This window comes from Daejeonella rubra (assembly GCF_900103545.1).
GTDB classification, from domain to species: domain Bacteria; phylum Bacteroidota; class Bacteroidia; order Sphingobacteriales; family Sphingobacteriaceae; genus Daejeonella; species Daejeonella rubra.
On record NZ_FNHH01000023.1, the window covers coordinates 20,820 to 36,290 of the forward strand.

At 37.0% G+C, this 15,471-nt stretch carries 15 protein-coding genes; 8 read left to right on the forward strand and 7 right to left on the reverse strand.

Features of this window, described 5'->3' with window-relative positions:
• Nucleotides 1-41 precede the first annotated feature (41 nt).
• Genes BLR27_RS13960 through BLR27_RS13970 form a run of 3 tightly spaced genes read right to left on the reverse strand, consistent with a single transcriptional unit; the run spans nt 42 to nt 1,652 of the window.
• Nucleotides 42-581 carry a hypothetical protein gene (locus BLR27_RS13960; protein WP_176767709.1) on the reverse strand — a complete coding sequence of 180 codons (540 nt, stop codon included), beginning with the start codon at nt 579-581 and terminating at the stop codon, nt 42-44.
• A gap of 1 nt (nt 582) precedes the next feature.
• Complete coding sequence (locus BLR27_RS13965) at nt 583-876, reverse strand: putative quinol monooxygenase (RefSeq protein ID WP_090705879.1); 294 nt, start codon at nt 874-876, stop codon at nt 583-585.
• Nucleotides 873-1,652 (reverse strand): SAM hydrolase/SAM-dependent halogenase family protein, encoded by a 780-nt coding sequence (locus tag BLR27_RS13970; protein WP_090705881.1) that lies wholly within the window; start codon nt 1,650-1,652, stop codon nt 873-875. Before BLR27_RS13970 ends, BLR27_RS13965 begins: the two co-directional genes overlap by 4 nt.
• A gap of 103 nt (nt 1,653-1,755) precedes the next feature.
• Between BLR27_RS13970 and BLR27_RS13975 the strand changes: the two genes are divergently transcribed.
• The 4 genes from BLR27_RS13975 (at nt 1,756) to BLR27_RS13990 (ending at nt 5,080) form a co-directional block, all read left to right on the forward strand.
• Nucleotides 1,756-2,715 (forward strand): PhoH family protein, encoded by a 960-nt coding sequence (locus BLR27_RS13975; RefSeq protein WP_090705883.1) that lies wholly within the window; start codon nt 1,756-1,758, stop codon nt 2,713-2,715.
• A 63-nt stretch (nt 2,716-2,778) separates the two neighbouring features.
• Nucleotides 2,779-3,726, forward strand: a complete 948-nt coding sequence (locus BLR27_RS13980) for a phosphoribosylaminoimidazolesuccinocarboxamide synthase (RefSeq protein ID WP_090705887.1) — start codon at nt 2,779-2,781, stop codon at nt 3,724-3,726.
• 43 nt (nt 3,727-3,769) lie between these two features.
• Complete coding sequence (locus BLR27_RS13985; protein WP_090705888.1) at nt 3,770-4,147, forward strand: STAS domain-containing protein; 378 nt, start codon at nt 3,770-3,772, stop codon at nt 4,145-4,147.
• A 21-nt stretch (nt 4,148-4,168) separates the two neighbouring features.
• A complete protein-coding gene (locus BLR27_RS13990; protein WP_090705890.1) occupies nt 4,169-5,080 on the forward strand; it encodes a ribonuclease Z in 912 nt (303 codons plus the stop codon).
• Nucleotides 5,081-5,153: 73 nt separating this feature from the next.
• Here BLR27_RS13990 and BLR27_RS13995 read toward each other — a convergent pair whose 3' ends face one another.
• Together BLR27_RS13995 and BLR27_RS14000 are read right to left on the reverse strand one after the other, a co-directional pair.
• Entirely contained in the window at nt 5,154-6,098 is a 945-nt protein-coding gene (locus BLR27_RS13995; protein WP_090705891.1) for an MlaD family protein, read from the reverse strand.
• An 80-nt stretch (nt 6,099-6,178) separates the two neighbouring features.
• On the reverse strand, nt 6,179-7,096 hold the full coding sequence (locus BLR27_RS14000) for an N-acetylmuramoyl-L-alanine amidase family protein (protein WP_245704526.1): 918 nt from the start codon (nt 7,094-7,096) through the stop codon (nt 6,179-6,181).
• Nucleotides 7,097-7,101: 5 nt separating this feature from the next.
• Between BLR27_RS14000 and BLR27_RS14005 the strand changes: the two genes are divergently transcribed.
• From BLR27_RS14005 to BLR27_RS14020, 4 genes are read left to right on the forward strand one after another with little or no spacing between them, the layout of a single operon-like run.
• Nucleotides 7,102-9,720 carry a putative LPS assembly protein LptD gene (locus BLR27_RS14005; protein WP_245704527.1) on the forward strand — a complete coding sequence of 873 codons (2,619 nt, stop codon included), beginning with the start codon at nt 7,102-7,104 and terminating at the stop codon, nt 9,718-9,720.
• Between the two features lies 1 nt (nt 9,721).
• Entirely contained in the window at nt 9,722-10,969 is a 1,248-nt protein-coding gene (locus BLR27_RS14010) for a competence/damage-inducible protein A (protein WP_090705941.1), read from the forward strand.
• A gap of 51 nt (nt 10,970-11,020) precedes the next feature.
• Nucleotides 11,021-12,361 (forward strand): dihydrolipoamide acetyltransferase family protein, encoded by a 1,341-nt coding sequence (locus BLR27_RS14015; protein ID WP_090705893.1) that lies wholly within the window; start codon nt 11,021-11,023, stop codon nt 12,359-12,361.
• 43 nt (nt 12,362-12,404) lie between these two features.
• Nucleotides 12,405-13,082, forward strand: coding sequence for a GDSL-type esterase/lipase family protein (locus BLR27_RS14020; RefSeq protein ID WP_090705894.1), 678 nt, complete (start codon nt 12,405-12,407; stop codon nt 13,080-13,082).
• Between the two features lie 57 nt (nt 13,083-13,139).
• On the opposite strand, the gene BLR27_RS14025 is transcribed toward BLR27_RS14020, so the two are convergent.
• Together BLR27_RS14025 and BLR27_RS14030 are read right to left on the reverse strand one after the other, a co-directional pair.
• Complete coding sequence (locus BLR27_RS14025) at nt 13,140-14,372, reverse strand: homoserine dehydrogenase (RefSeq protein WP_090705896.1); 1,233 nt, start codon at nt 14,370-14,372, stop codon at nt 13,140-13,142.
• A gap of 1 nt (nt 14,373) precedes the next feature.
• Nucleotides 14,374-15,435, reverse strand: coding sequence for a homoserine O-acetyltransferase family protein (locus tag BLR27_RS14030; protein WP_090705898.1), 1,062 nt, complete (start codon nt 15,433-15,435; stop codon nt 14,374-14,376).
• Nucleotides 15,436-15,471 lie beyond the last annotated feature (36 nt).

The following is a 15,471-nucleotide window of genomic DNA, read 5'->3' on the forward strand; positions in this document are numbered from 1 at the left end:
GATTGTTAGCCAAATTATGGCGAAGGCAAAAATAGCTTTATTTAGATATTCTTTGATCCTTTGGTATCACCTTTAGGTAATTTTTTTTGCTTATAAATGTAAAAAGCAGATAGGGCTAAAGCGATGATCAGAAGTATAAGATAATTAAATTGTTTCTCCTGATAGGCAATATGCTTTTCTGATTCTATCCGTAATTTCTGATTCTCCTGCTGAAGACGGGTAATGGTAGACTGATACCTTTCAATACGGCCTTCCACAGTTTCTGCACGTGTTTGCACTTCAGTTTTTTCAAGATCTTTATAATCAAGCAAGACCTTTAATTCAGAGAAAATATCATTGTCTGTCAATACGATCTGTCGCAGAATATCATTTGATGCCTGCATATCTCTTTTAGTTTTAAGTCCGAATATGCCACTGCGCGCTCCAAGACTGCTCTCATATTGACCAAAGCTTTCACTTCGCTGATCAAGAAGCTTATTTATCTTTAATCTTTGTGTTTGATAAGCTGAACTATCGTTTTGGGCAAGTAGTTCAGTTCCTGTCAAAAGTAAGGTGAAAAGGGTTAATAGGGCTATCCTCATGCTATTTCTGTTGATCAGGGGATAAACTCCATGCCAGCGCTCTTTCAGAGAACAATGGTTTTACCTTCGACCATGTATTTTTGAAAAGATAAGAATCTCTATAGGTATTAAGGCTTTCCTCATTTTCCCAATGACTAATAGTAAAAAAAATGCATTCGTTGCTGATATCTTTCATAAGTTCTAAACGAATACAACCATCGAATGCCCTGATTAGTTTTTGAGATTCGTAAAATATTTCCTTAAAGCCTTCAATGTTACCGGGCAGGAATGTCATTTTAACGATTCTTGTAATCATGATTTGAACTCTATTCTGACAATATCTCCCAGGTGCAACCCTAATAATCCGCTTGCATTTCCCTTATTGATCGCAATCTCAAGATGATTACTAATCCCGAATAGACAAAGCTTTTCACCCTCCGGAACTTCATTATAATGCCAGCTCAACTGAGAAATAGATTCATTTCTCTTGAAAAACAGAGTAAAGTCACGGTTCCGCTGAACAGTTGTAAATATTTCTTTGGTGATATTGGTGATTATATTTTGGAATGAATCAATGTATATAACACTGCCTCTTATAATATCGCGCTCAATTACTGGCTGAATGGTCATTTTTTCTTCTATTCCGGAAACGGGCAAACCAATCTCAGTTAGTTTTCCACCTTTAGCTAAATGACTGACTGCCTTTGGGAAAATATCTGATAAAGGAAAATGGAGGTACTTTAAATCCTGCATGATGTTTAACTCAACGATCTCAGAAGGTTCTTCGTCAAAAAGAAGTGAGAAAATCCCATTATCTGAGCCAACAAAATAATGTCCACGGTAACTTAATGCCAGATAACGTGTTTTTTCATTGAATACTGAATCAATTCCTATTAAATGTACCGTACCCTTAGGAAAATAATAAAATGCATTCTTTAAAATAAACGCTGCCTGAGGAATATTAAATGCAGAAACATCATGACTGATATCCACAATATTGGCTGTAGCAAGCTGGCTCAGGATACTTCCTTTCAGAGCAGCCTGATAAAAATCTTTATGTCCCAGATCGGTCGTTAAAGTTATTATTGCCATTTAAAATGTGAATATTTATTGTTATTCTTGCTATAGATAATGTTGTTGCAAATATTCAACTTTAATCTCAAATAAATACCTCTCTACTAAAAATAAGCACAACTTGAACGAACTTATTATAACGATCGAAAATGTGAACCCGGTAGTAATTTGGGGTTCAAACAATGAATATTTTGAGGTAATAAAAAGAAATTTTCCAAAGATTAAAATTGTTGCCAGAGGCCATGATGTAAAAGTACTTGGTGATGAAGCAGAGATAAATATCTTCAAATTAAAATTCGAGGAAATAATCAATCATATTGATAAGTTTCAATCACTGAATACTAACGATCTGGAGCAAATCCTTGGAACCACTATTCCTCAAAATCCTGAAACAGATAATCCATCATTAAAGGGAGGAGGAGGTGAGCCTATTGTTTTCGGACCCAATGGCATTGTGATCAAGGCAAGAACTGCCAATCAGCGGAAAATGGTGGATAGTATCATTAAAAATGATATAATTTTCGCCATAGGTCCGGCAGGTACCGGAAAAACTTATACAGCTGTTGCATTAGCTGTTAGAGCACTGAAAAACAAGGAGATAAAGCGTATCATATTAACCAGACCAGCAGTTGAAGCAGGTGAAAATCTTGGTTTTTTACCAGGAGATTTAAAGGAAAAAATAGATCCATACCTCAGACCATTGTACGATGCGCTGGACGATATGATTCCTGCAGAAAAACTCAAAATTTTTCTTGAGAACAGAACAATTGAGATTGCACCACTAGCATTTATGAGAGGTAGAACTCTCGACAATTGTTTCGTAATTCTGGATGAAGCTCAAAATGCAACAGATCTGCAACTCAAAATGTTTCTGACCAGAATGGGGCCAACTGCCAAATTCATTGTAACCGGTGATGTGACCCAGATAGATTTACCAAGGAAACAACAATCAGGCTTAAATACGGCGCTCAAGATTTTAGGAGAGATAAAAGGTATTGATATCATTTATTTAAACGGAGATGATGTTGTGAGACATAAGCTGGTTAAGAACATACTGAGGGCATACGGAGATATCCAGTAATTAATTTTCGGTGGTAATTTTATTTTTCTGAATTTTACAACCAAATACAAAAAAGCTATTTAGATGAGCGCGATCAAAGAAACACACTTCAATTTACCAGGGCAAAGTCACTTTTATAAAGGCAAAGTTCGTGACGTATATACAATAGGAAATAAGTTCCTTGTTATGGTTGTTACAGACAGGATTTCCGCTTTTGATGTTGTTTTACCTGAACCCATTCCATTTAAAGGCCAGGTATTAAACCAAATAGCTGCCAAATTTCTTCAGGCTACACTTGATATTGTTCCTAACTGGGTAATTGATGTACCTGATCCGAATGTCACCATAGGAAAGATCTGTGAACCATTTAAGGTTGAAATGGTGATCAGAGGATACCTGGCAGGACATGCATGGCGTGAATATCAAGCTGGGAAACGCACGGTCTGTGGAGTTACTTTGCCTGAAGGCCTGAAAGAAAATGATAAACTACCGGAACCGATCATAACTCCAACCACAAAGGCATCAGTAGGGCATGACGAAGATATTTCAAGAGAAGAGATCATCAGCAGGAAGATTGTAGCTGAAGAAGATTATTTATTGCTTGAAAAGTACACGAGAGCTTTATTTCAACGAGGTACTGAAATGGTTGCCGAACTTGGATTGATCCTGGTAGATACCAAGTATGAGTTTGGAATGGCTGATGGACGTATACATCTGATCGATGAAATACATACACCTGATTCTTCCCGTTATTTCTATAAGGAGGGATACGAAGAACGTCAGGCAAATAACGAGCAGCAAAGACAGTTATCAAAGGAATTTGTTCGTAAATGGTTAATTGACAATGGATTCCAGGGTAAGGAGGATCAAATGATCCCGGAAATGACTCCTGAATTCGTTAATTCCATTTCTGAACGGTATATTGAATTGTATGAACATATCACAGGCGATAAGTTTATAAAAAATGATCATTCCGATGCCCTTAAAAGAGTTGAAAATAATATTATAGAAGCATTGAACAGACTTGCTTAATTTATTTATGCAAATAAGAATTGTTTAATTATCTTTAAGCACCATGAAATTCACTGTAGACAAACACGAAAAATATGTTCTGATAAAACTAAATGAAAACAAGCTGAATAGCTTGATTTCACCACAGCTTAAATCTGAACTAATCCTTTGTAATTCTGAAGGACAAAGAAATATTATACTTGATCTTACTAATGTAAAATATTCTGACTCTTCCGGCCTTAGTAGTTTACTGGTTGGACATCGTATATGTAAAAACTCTGATGGTTCATTTATTCTAACCAGGATCAATGAAAATATAGCCAGATTAATATCTATTTCCCAGCTTGATAATATCCTGAATATTGTGGGAACTGTTGATGAAGCAATAGATCTTATTTTTATGGAAGAAATTGAAAAAGAATTAAAAAGAGAATTAAAATAAGATAGTTCATATTTACTGCACATGAAATTTGAGGTTACAATTTTAGGTAGCAGTTCTTCAACCCCAATATTTAACCGAAATCCATCCGCTCAACTTCTTAATGTTAATGAGAAGTTTATGTTAATTGATTGCGGTGAAGCCACTCAAAATCAATTGTTGCATTTCGGCCTTAAAGCGAATAGGATAGACCAGATATTTATTAGCCATCTGCATGGCGATCATTATCTGGGACTTGTCGGCTTACTTTCCTCATTGCATTTAAATGGTCGAACCAAACCAATGGATATTTTTGGTCCGGCTGATTTATTAGAAATTATTGACTTGCAATTCAAATTATCCCAAACTGTACTGAAATATCCTATTAATTTCAAAGCAACAAATTCTGAAAAACCTGAAATGATCTTTGAGAGTTGGGATGTACATGTTGAGACATTTCCTCTTGATCATCGAATTCCCTGTACCGGTTTCAAGTTTACCGAAAAGCAACGCCTGAGAAAAATTATTAAAGAAAAGATTGAAGAATTATCTATACCTACAGATATGATCCCTCTCATTAAAAAGGGACAAAGTTTTACAGATAAAAAAGGGATTATACACGCTGCTGAAGAATTAACTACAGATGCTGATCAACCTAAAGTCTATGCATATTGCTCCGATACTGTATGCAGCTGGAAATACATCGATCATATTGCAAACGCTGATTTGCTCTATCATGAGGCAACTTTTATGAATGATATGCTGGCAAGAGCAGAAGAAACTTTTCATACAACAGCTTTACAAGCAGGTGAAATTGCTTTAAAAGCTAATGTGAAGAAATTATTGATAGGACATTTTTCTGCCAGATACAGAGACCTGGAACCTCTTTTAGAAGAAGCCAGCAGCATCTTTACTGAAACATCTTTGGCAATTGAGGGTAAAACTTTCGAAATCTAATCAGACAGATAGGTAATCCATTACTAAATCAGAATCTTTTCAGCTAAGTTGTATTTCTATATTTTACCGGATGTTAATCCTTTTTACCACCAAAAACTGAGAAGCTAACATAACGTTTTGGGTTAGCCTTAAGATCGATCATTAGCTTATCAAGATTTTCTGCCGCATTATTCAGGTTATTGTACATCCGTTCATCATTAATTAATTGACTTAATGTACCAGTTCCGGAATTAACCTTGTTTACAATTGCCTGCAGATCAGCAACCGCCTTATTTGCTTCTGTAATAGTTTGTGCGAAATTAGCTTTTGCAACATCATCTGAAACCTTTTCAAAATTATCCATGATGTTATTGATCTTACTGTTATTGTTCTTGAAATTGGCTGAAATTGACTCAAGATTGGTCATAATGCCAGATATTTTGGAACTCTGATTAGCAACTAAGCCATCAACAGTTTTTGTTGTTTTCTCAAGTGTTTCAAGTGTTCTAGCTATACTTGCAAAACTCCGGTCAAAATTTCTCTGAAACTCGGGGCTAAGTGTACTATTTACCGAAGTAAGTACCGAATCCAATCTGGCAATGATCTGCTCTGCCTTTTTCTGGACTGGCTCAACCTGATCCATTAAGCCCTTTTGGATATTAGCATTTAAGGTATCTCCATCCTCTGCAAAATCACTTCCTGTACCTAACTCAAAAACTATAGCTTTACCACCTAAGAGGTCCGTGCTTTCTAAACGGGCGATTGTATTTTTTGGAATAGCATATTCAGGATCAATTTTAAATTGAGCGAGTATTTGCCCCGTAGACAATAAAGTAAGTTTAGATACCCGGCCTATCTGGTAGCCGTTAACCATAACAGGTTTAGATGTTGCTAAACCATCAACACGGTCGTATTTAGCATAAAATTCATTTTCTGTTGAAAATACATCATTGCCCTTTAAAAAACTATAACCTACTATCAGGATGGTAATGGCTACTGCGGCTAATACACCAACTTTGGTTTCATTTGTAATTTTCATCAATATTTTAAATTTCGTTATCCTGATCCAAGATCAAAAATTTGTTATTTGACCATTTTAATAGTCATGTTCTTATCTGATTATTCCAGTTCAGCCTGTTTTTTATACGTTTGTATTGCTTTTAATAAATTAGCTACTATCTCGTTTTGACCTGAATCAGAATTCATATATTCTTCTTCTTCAGGATTTGATACAAATCCGATTTCAGTTAATACAGCAGGCATTCCTGCTCTAGCCAGTACCGCCAGACTTTGTTCCTTTACTCCACGGTCAATTCTGCCACTCTGAATATATTCATCCTGCATAAAGGATGCCAGTTTAATACTTTGCTCTCTAAAAGCATTTTTCATTAAAGATAAAAGGATAATACTCTCCGGATCTTTGGGATCATAACCCTCATAATTATCCTTATAATCCTTTTCCAATAGGATTGATTCATTCTCACGCATCACAACATCCTGCTCATCAAGTCTGCCAAAGCCTGACACAAAGGTCTCAGTTCCCCTGGTAGATGTACTTTGAACAGTTTTGTAGATCGGAATTTTACGGCCTCTGCTATCTTTTCGGTATCCGCTGACAACCCTTTTAATTGGCATCGAATTACAATGTATTGATATGAAAATATCTGCTTTGTTACGATTGGCAATCCCTATGCGCTCGTATAATGGGATAAAAACATCCGTTGTTCTGGTATAAACAACTTTTACATCTTTTAAATTTTCTTCAATCGCTTTGCCTAAACGTAGGGCAACCTGAAGGGCTATATCTTTTTCTCTTGAAAATACTCCCTTTGTTGCCCCGTCAGTGCCTCCATGGCCGGCATCAACTACAATTGTCTTAATTCTATAGGGTGTGTCGTCAAGATTATTTGCGTGAGAAAATACAGATGTAAAAAACAAGACCGTTAGTAATACGTATTTGTATCTGATCAATGGTATATTTTTCATTAATTTTGAGGGCATATTATTATCTATCATTGCAAAAATAGTATTCATCATCGAATTTGAAATTTATTAGACCCATTTTTATCGTTTTTTCTTTAGCTGCTTTGATAGCTATTGCCGTAAATGGGTCTGTTTATGCTCAGCGGCCTGTTTTACGACCTGATAACGCAGTTAAGGCAACAACATTGCCATCAGATACCATAAAACTGGATACTGTAACAAAAAAATCAACCGGTTCAGGCACCTTTACTTCAAAAGTAACTTACTCAGCTGAGGATTCAATAAAAGCAGATATGACTAACAATATAGTCTTTTTGTATGGAAAAGGGCGTGTGAAGTACGAAGATTTTGAAATCGAAGCTGATTATATCAGGCTTGACCAGAAGAACAATAGCCTGTTTGCCAGTGGAATTACGAATCCAAAAACAAAGGTATATACAGGTAAACCTCTTCTTACACAGGGGGCTGAACCTCCTTTGTCAACTGATTCTCTGTTCTTTAATTATAAAACAAAAAAGGGTAAATCATTTGGCGTTTTCACAGATGTAGAAGGTGGATACTTACAGGCAGCACAATTCAAGAAGAATCAATACGATGAGGGTTTCTTCAAAAGGGGTATTTATAGTACCTGTAATTTGCCACATCCGCATTTTGGAATACATATCACCAGAGGTATAGCAACTGATAAACAGATCATCACAGGACCTGCATATCTGGTAATTGAAGATGTACCATTGCCATTAGGCGTACCTTTTGGCTTTTTTCCTAAACCCAACCGACGATCCGGTGGTTTACTTTTTCCAACATTTGGTGAGGATACCAGAGGTTTTTTCATGCGTGATCTGGGTTATTACCTCGGTTTGAACGATTATTGGGATCTTTCAACACGGGGTACCTTATATTCCAAAGGATCTTATGAATTAGGTACCGCAGCACGATACCGAAAGAATTATAAGTATGACGGTGGACTGAACTTCAGATTTGCATCAACCAAAAATGGGGTAGAAGGAACCCCATCTTATAAAACACCAAACAAGGATTTCAACCTTACCTGGAGTCATTCACAAAGTCCCCTGGCTAATCCCGGGACAACTTTTAGTGCTTCTGTTAATGCCGGAACCGGTTCATATTTTTCCAACACCGGAGCTGCCGGAACTTATAACCCTACCGAAATAGCCAGAAACACACTTTCATCCAGTATAAGTTATGGGAAGGTATTTGCTAACGGGCTCTTTAATTTCTCCTCAAGCCTTTCGCATAGTCAGGACATTCAACAACAAACTGTATTCCTGGATCTGCCGCGTTTTAGTTTAAACATGACCACTATTAACCCCTTTGATACAAAAGATCGTGCAGGGGAGCAAAAATGGTATCAGAGACTAAGTTTAGGTTATAGTATGCAGGGAAGCAATTCAATTAATACTAAAGAATACAAACTTTTTAAGAAAGAATCCATAAAAGATTTCAGAAATGGAATTCAACACGATATTCCAATAAGTCTTTCACTAAACATCTTAAAATTCTTCCAGTTTAATTCAGGACTGCAGTACAGCGAGAAATGGTATATGCAAACCATCCGCAAAAGGCTGGATCCTGTTGCCTCAGGATTCGCCCTGGCCACCGATACTATTCAGGGATTCAGCAGAGTATATGAATACAGCCTGAATTCAGGCCTTTCAACCAAATTATATGGAAAATTCAATTTCAAGAAAGGGAAACTGATGGCTCTAAGGCATATTATGACCCCTTCTGCAAATTTTAATTACCGTCCTGATTTTGGAACAAATAAATTTGGCTATTATCGTGATCTACAGGGTGATACAGCCAAAATAAGTAGCCGCTATTCTATCTATGAAAACCCGGTTTTTGGCGCGCCTACACCTGGAAGAATGGCAGGAATAGGGTTTAGCATAGATAATAATATTGAGGCTAAAGTGCGATCTGATGCTGATTCAACAAAAAGCTCCGTAAATATACCTATACTTCAAAGTCTTTCATTTTCAGGTAATTATAACTTTGCGGCAGAGAATTTCAAACTTTCAACGATCGGATTTTCAGGACGGACAGCATTTTTCAAAGAGAAGATCGGAATAAATTTTTATGGAACATTAGATCCTTACAAAATAGATGCTGCAGGAAACCGGATCGATAAGTTTACTATTGAATCAGGCAAACTTGCCAGGCTGACTAATTTCGGCTTATCCACCGACTTTAGTCTTAACTCGAAAGCAGCCAAGAACAGAAATGAAAATCTGAATGAGATCGATAAAGCCAAACAGAACTTATCAAGACAACAGCAGGATGAATTAAATGCAATAAGCCGCGATCCAAATGCTTTTGTTGATTTCAATGTGCCCTGGAATGTTAGTGCTGCATATAGCTTCAACTATTCAAAAAATGGACTTGAGTCAAGTATTTCAAACACGTTGAATATTTTTGGAGATTTTAATGTTACGCCAAAATGGAAAGTTCAATATACCTCGGGTTATGATTTCCAGGCCAATAAACTTAGTTTAACTCAGTTTTCCATTTACCGCGACCTGCATTGCTGGGACCTCTCTTTCAGATGGTCACCAATAGGTACATATAAGTTTTATAGTGTTGATCTAAGAGTTAAAGCTTCGATACTTCAGGACCTGAAACTTAGTAAACGCCGGGATGCGTACAATAACTTTTGATATGATAGCTGAAATTATAACTATAGGTGATGAAATTCTAATAGGGCAGATCGTGGATACGAACTCTGCATGGATGGCTCAAAAACTAAATCTGGCCGGAATCAGGATAAAACAAATAACATCAGTCTCAGATGATCGTCAGCATATTCTGGATACTTTACATCAGGCCTCTCAGCGAGCAGATTTAATATTAATTACTGGTGGTTTAGGTCCGACGAAAGATGATATCACAAAGAAAACATTGGCTGAATATTTTCAAACAGGGCTAAGGACTGATACCGATGCTCTTGAAAATGTAGAACGTATTTTCGCCCGGTATAAAGTCCCGGTATCCGATATTAATAAAAAACAGGCTGAAGTTCTTGAAAATTGCACCACACTGCTGAATATGAACGGTACAGCTCCCGGAATGTGGATTGAAAATAATAATAAGATCTATATATCAATGCCCGGAGTTCCGTTTGAGATGATGTATATGATGGAGGAGCTGGTGATCCCTAGAATAAAGGGGGCATTTAAGCTGCCCAATATCTATCATCATACTATTTTGACTGCAGGTATTGGTGAATCAATACTGGCAGAAAAGATTTCAGATGTCGAAGATTCACTTCCTGAGCATATTAAATTGGCATATCTGCCTAAATTAGGTATGGTAAGATTAAGACTAAGCGGCAGTGGTCAGGATGCTGAAAAATTGAATGCAGAAATACTTTCCTATTCTAAAAAAATAATTGACCTTATAGGTGAATTTGTTGTCATTGAAAGTGATACAGCCCTTGAAAAAGTGATCCTTGATCTGATGGAATCAAAAGGATTAACTTTATCTACAGCTGAAAGTTGTACAGGTGGCTATATTTCTCATCTGATCACTCAGCACCCGGGAAGTAGTAAAGTGTTTGTAGGAGGAGCTGTTTCTTATTCCAATCAGCTGAAAAAGATCATGCTTGGTATATTAGATCAAACACTCAGTACTTTTGGTGCAGTAAGTGAAGAAACCGTAAAGGAAATGGCTATCGGCGCCAAATCTGAATATAAATCTGATTATTCAATATCAGTTAGTGGAATTGCCGGTCCCGATGGCGGAAGTACTGAAAAACCAGTCGGTACTGTCTGGATTGCGGTAGCCGGAAAAACTAAAACGGTCAGCAAAAAATTCAACTTTGGAAATAAAAGGATCCAAAATATTGAAAGAGCTTCCATAAGTGCTCTGACATTACTTTTTAAATTACTAAAAGAAGAGCAGGCTTAAGTTAAATTTTTAATTTTGCGCTGAGAAAACCAATTCTTTAAATAATCGACTATGGCTTTATACGAATTAGTGCTTCCAAAAATGGGTGAAAGTGTTGCTGAGGCTACAATTATAAAATGGGTAAAGCAACCAGGTGATCTGATAGAAATTGATGAATCTGTTTTGGAAATCGCAACAGATAAGGTTGATTCTGAAGTACCATCACCAGTGGCCGGAAAGCTTGTCAAGATCCTGTTTAATGAAGAAGACGTAGTTCAGGTAGGAGCTGTTATTGCTGTAATTGAAACTGATGCTGATTCAAAAGTTGAAATTTCAAGCGTTCAACCTCAGGAAGTAAAGGCTGAGCAAGCTGTTAAAGTTGAACCTGTTCAAACTACTGTTGTTCCTGAAGTGAAAGAAGAAATTAGTCAGGAAAAGCTTAAACCTGTAGATTTTAGTAATTCTGAACGTTTCTATTCGCCATTAGTTAAAAGTATGGCTGCAGAAGAGGGAATAAGTCTTTCGGAATTGAACTCCATTACAGGAACAGGTTCAGAAGGCCGTGTGACCAAGCAGGACATACTCGATTATATCAAAATAAATAAAACACAAGTATTACAGGCAGCTCCCATACAAACCATTGTTTCTGAACCAGTACAAACTATTGTATCCAAACCTTCAGCACCAATAACTTCTGTTTCCGGTGGTGATGAGATCATTGAAATGGATCGCATGCGTAAGCTTATTGCCGATCATATGGTAATGAGCAAGTCAACATCTGCACATGTTACATCTTTTGTGGAAGCCGATGTGACCAATATGGTGAAATGGAGAGAACGTGTTAAAAGTAGTTTTGAAAAGAGGGAAGGAGAGAAGATCACTTTTACACCGATCTTTATAGAAGCTGTTGCAAAGGCGATCAAAGACCTGCCAATGATCAATATTTCAGTTAATGGAACTCAGATCATAAAAAAGCGTGATATCAATATCGGAATGGCAGCTGCACTTCCAAGTGGAAATCTGATCGTTCCGGTTATTAAAAATGCAGATCAGTTAAATCTGCTTGGAATAACCAAAGCTGTAAATGATCTTGCCAGCCGTGCGCGTCAGTCAAAGCTGAAGCCTGATGAAACTCAGGGCGGTACTTTCACACTTACAAATGTCGGTACTTTTGGAAATGTCATGGGAACTCCGATCATCAATCAGCCACAAGTTGCTGTATTGGCTGTAGGAGCGATTAAAAAGAAACCTGCCGTTATTGAAACGGAATATGGCGATGTTATTGCTATCAGACATATGATGTTCCTTTCCCTTTCTTATGACCATCGGGTGGTCGATGGTTCTTTAGGTGGATCATTTGTACGGAGAGTAGCTGATTATCTTGAGGCCTGGGATCTTAATCGGGAAATATAACTTAAATTAATGTTTTTAATTATTTCAATAAATATTTAACTAAATGAAAAGGATCAATCTATTAATTCTGGGTTTGTTGTTTGTACAAGTCTTCAGCAAAACCGTAATTGCCCAGACCAATCCTCCATTTTTTAAAGAAATTGAGGCATTTAAAACGCAGGACAAGATAAATCCTCCTGAAAAGGGTGCTATTTTATTTGTAGGGAGTTCATCATTTACCATGTGGAAAGATGTACAAAATTACTTCCCTGGATACACTATTATTAACCGTGGGTTTGGCGGATCAAGTTTGCCTGATGTGATTCGCTATGCACCTGACGTCATATACCCATATCAGCCTTCTCAGGTGGTTATTTATTGTGGAGAGAATGATTTTACTACGTCGCCAAATGCCAATGCAGATACGGTTTTTAACCGTTTCAGTAAATTATTCGGTATGATCAGGAAGGAAATTCCCCGTGCTCATATTCTATTTGTGTCAATAAAACCAAGTCCGAGCCGCGCAAAGCATATGCCCGAAATGGTAAGAGCCAATGAAATGATCAGAAAATACATTAAAAGAAGATCAAGAACCGGTTTTGCAGATGTTTATAATAAAATGCTGCTGGAAGATGGTAGCCCGATGCCGGATATCTTTTTAGGTGATAAACTTCACATGAATAAAAACGGCTATGCAATATGGCAGAAGGCGATATTACCTCATTTAAGAAAGAAAGGTTAATTACCACAAATTTTCAATTTAATTGGTAATTAACCTTATTTAGTCTTTTAATAGAGCTTAGATTTTTTCAAACTTAACTCGTTTCAGTTCCTCAAATTTTTCAGTCAATGCACTAGCCTGAGCTAAAAATGCACCATCATCCAGTATATCTTGTTTCTTCAGGATCAATTCACTGATCTTAATTCCTCCAAGAACATACTTCAGATCAAGACTTTTATGCTGTTCTGCAATAAACTCAAAATGTAAACTATTTATCAGGTCTTCATTATTATACCGGATATAAACAGGGATAACATGATCATTTTGAAGCTTTAGTTTTGAATCATGATTGAATTTCTTGTATTCATAGCGATAATCATAACGTAATGCTGCCACATCAGAAAGTACAGCAGAACCAGTAGGATGGCCCCCGGCACCTTTTCCATAAAATAGTTGCTGATCTGCAAAAGCTGCCTTCACAGACACTGCATTGTATTCATTCTCAACATTATAAAGGAAATCACTTTTCGGAACAAGCTTGGGTATAACATACATGGCTAGTTCTTTATCATTCAGCTTTTTGGCTGTCGGAACCAACTTTATTTTAAGCTGATGCTCTTGTGCAAATTGAAGATCTGCATTTGAAAAGTTCTGAATACCGATATTCAAAACTTCTTCAGGTCTTACAAATAAACCATAAGCATGTGCCGCGGCAATAACCAGTTTATATTTCGGATCGTATCCTCCTACATCAAGAATAGGATCTTTTTCTGCAAATCCAAGGTCCTGGGCTTGTTTGAGTGCATCTGCATATTCCAAACCTTCATTGGCGATCTTTGAAAGAATGAAATTTGATGAGCCGTTAAAAATTCCACTGATAGAATGCAATAATTCATTGTCATAATATTCTTCCAGATTTCTGATGATTGGAATGCTACCACAAACAGATCCTTCATAAAGTAATGAAGTTCCATATTTTTCCTGTAGCTCAACTAATTCATCCAGATGCTCAGCTATCATTTTCTTATTGGCAGAAACGACATTTTTTCCGCTTTTTAAAGCCCTGGTAACAATTTCATAGGCAGCGTCTGCATCATTGATCAGCTCAATTATTGTATTGATCTCCGGGTCATTTAATATTACGTTGGCATCTGTTGTAAATAACTCATCCGGTAGACTGCGTTTCTTGTCCGGATTTTTAATGGCAATCTTTCTGATCTCTATGTTAAGATCTTTAGTACTGATAATATCATACAAACCCTGTCCCACAACTCCGAATCCAAATAATCCAATTGTTAATCTCTTACTCATTCTATGCTATTTTATGCAGACTGATCACTGAATTATCAGAATCTGCGCTTTTAATAAAATTTCCAATCTCTTGTGTTAATATCTCTGTTTCGATCAAAAAACCGTCATGCCCGTAAAAAGAATTTAGTTCCGTAAAACGTGCATTAGGTATATTTTTGGCTAAAAACTGTTGTTCTTCGATTGGGAAAAGAACATCGTTCAAAATTCCGATCACTAATGTTTTGGCTTGTATCTGTTTTAAAGCATCTTCAATTGAAGCTCTTTTTCTGCCAACATGATGACTGTCCATTGCCTTAGTCAGATACCAGTAACTATAGGCATTAAAGCGATTAACCAGCTTCTCGCCCTGATAATTCTGGTAGGAAGCAGCTTTGAAGTCGGTAATTTTATCGCTATTTACCTCAAGCTGGGTAGCAGCGTATGTTCCGTAGGTTCTGTAGGATAACAGAGCAATACTTCTGGCAACTTTTAAACCTTTACTTCCACCGGAGGGTGCTTGAGCATAAAATGTACGGTCGGAAGTGATGGCAAGTCGCTGGCTTTCGTTAAATGCAATCCCCCAGGCTGAATGCTGAGCATTGGTAGCTATCAGAACAAGCTTTTTAATTCTTTTAGGTTCCAAAATAGCCCACTCCATAGCTTGCTGACCACCTAATGATCCACCGATCACCAGGCCTATCTGAGTCAATCCCAAATGATCTGCCAGCAACTGATGTGCTGCCGCAAGGTCGCGAACAGTAAAATCTGGAAACGAAAGATAATAGGGTAGTCCTGTAGCTTTGTTCAGACTCAATGGATTTGTCGTTCCATAATTTGAACCCAGAATATTCGCACATACAATAAATTGTTCTTCCGGATTGAACAGACAATTATCACCAAAAAGACCTTTCCACCAATCAAACACGTCTGAATTAGCTGTCAGGGCGTGACAAACCCAGACAACATTATCCTTCCTGGAATTTAAGGTACCGTAGGTATGATACGTTATTTCCAGATCCCCGATCTTTTTCCCGCTCTCAAGGCTGAAAGGCTTTTTATGCTTATAAATATTTACAGTATTCATAGTTTATATTGACCATTCCTGAACATTCAATATTCT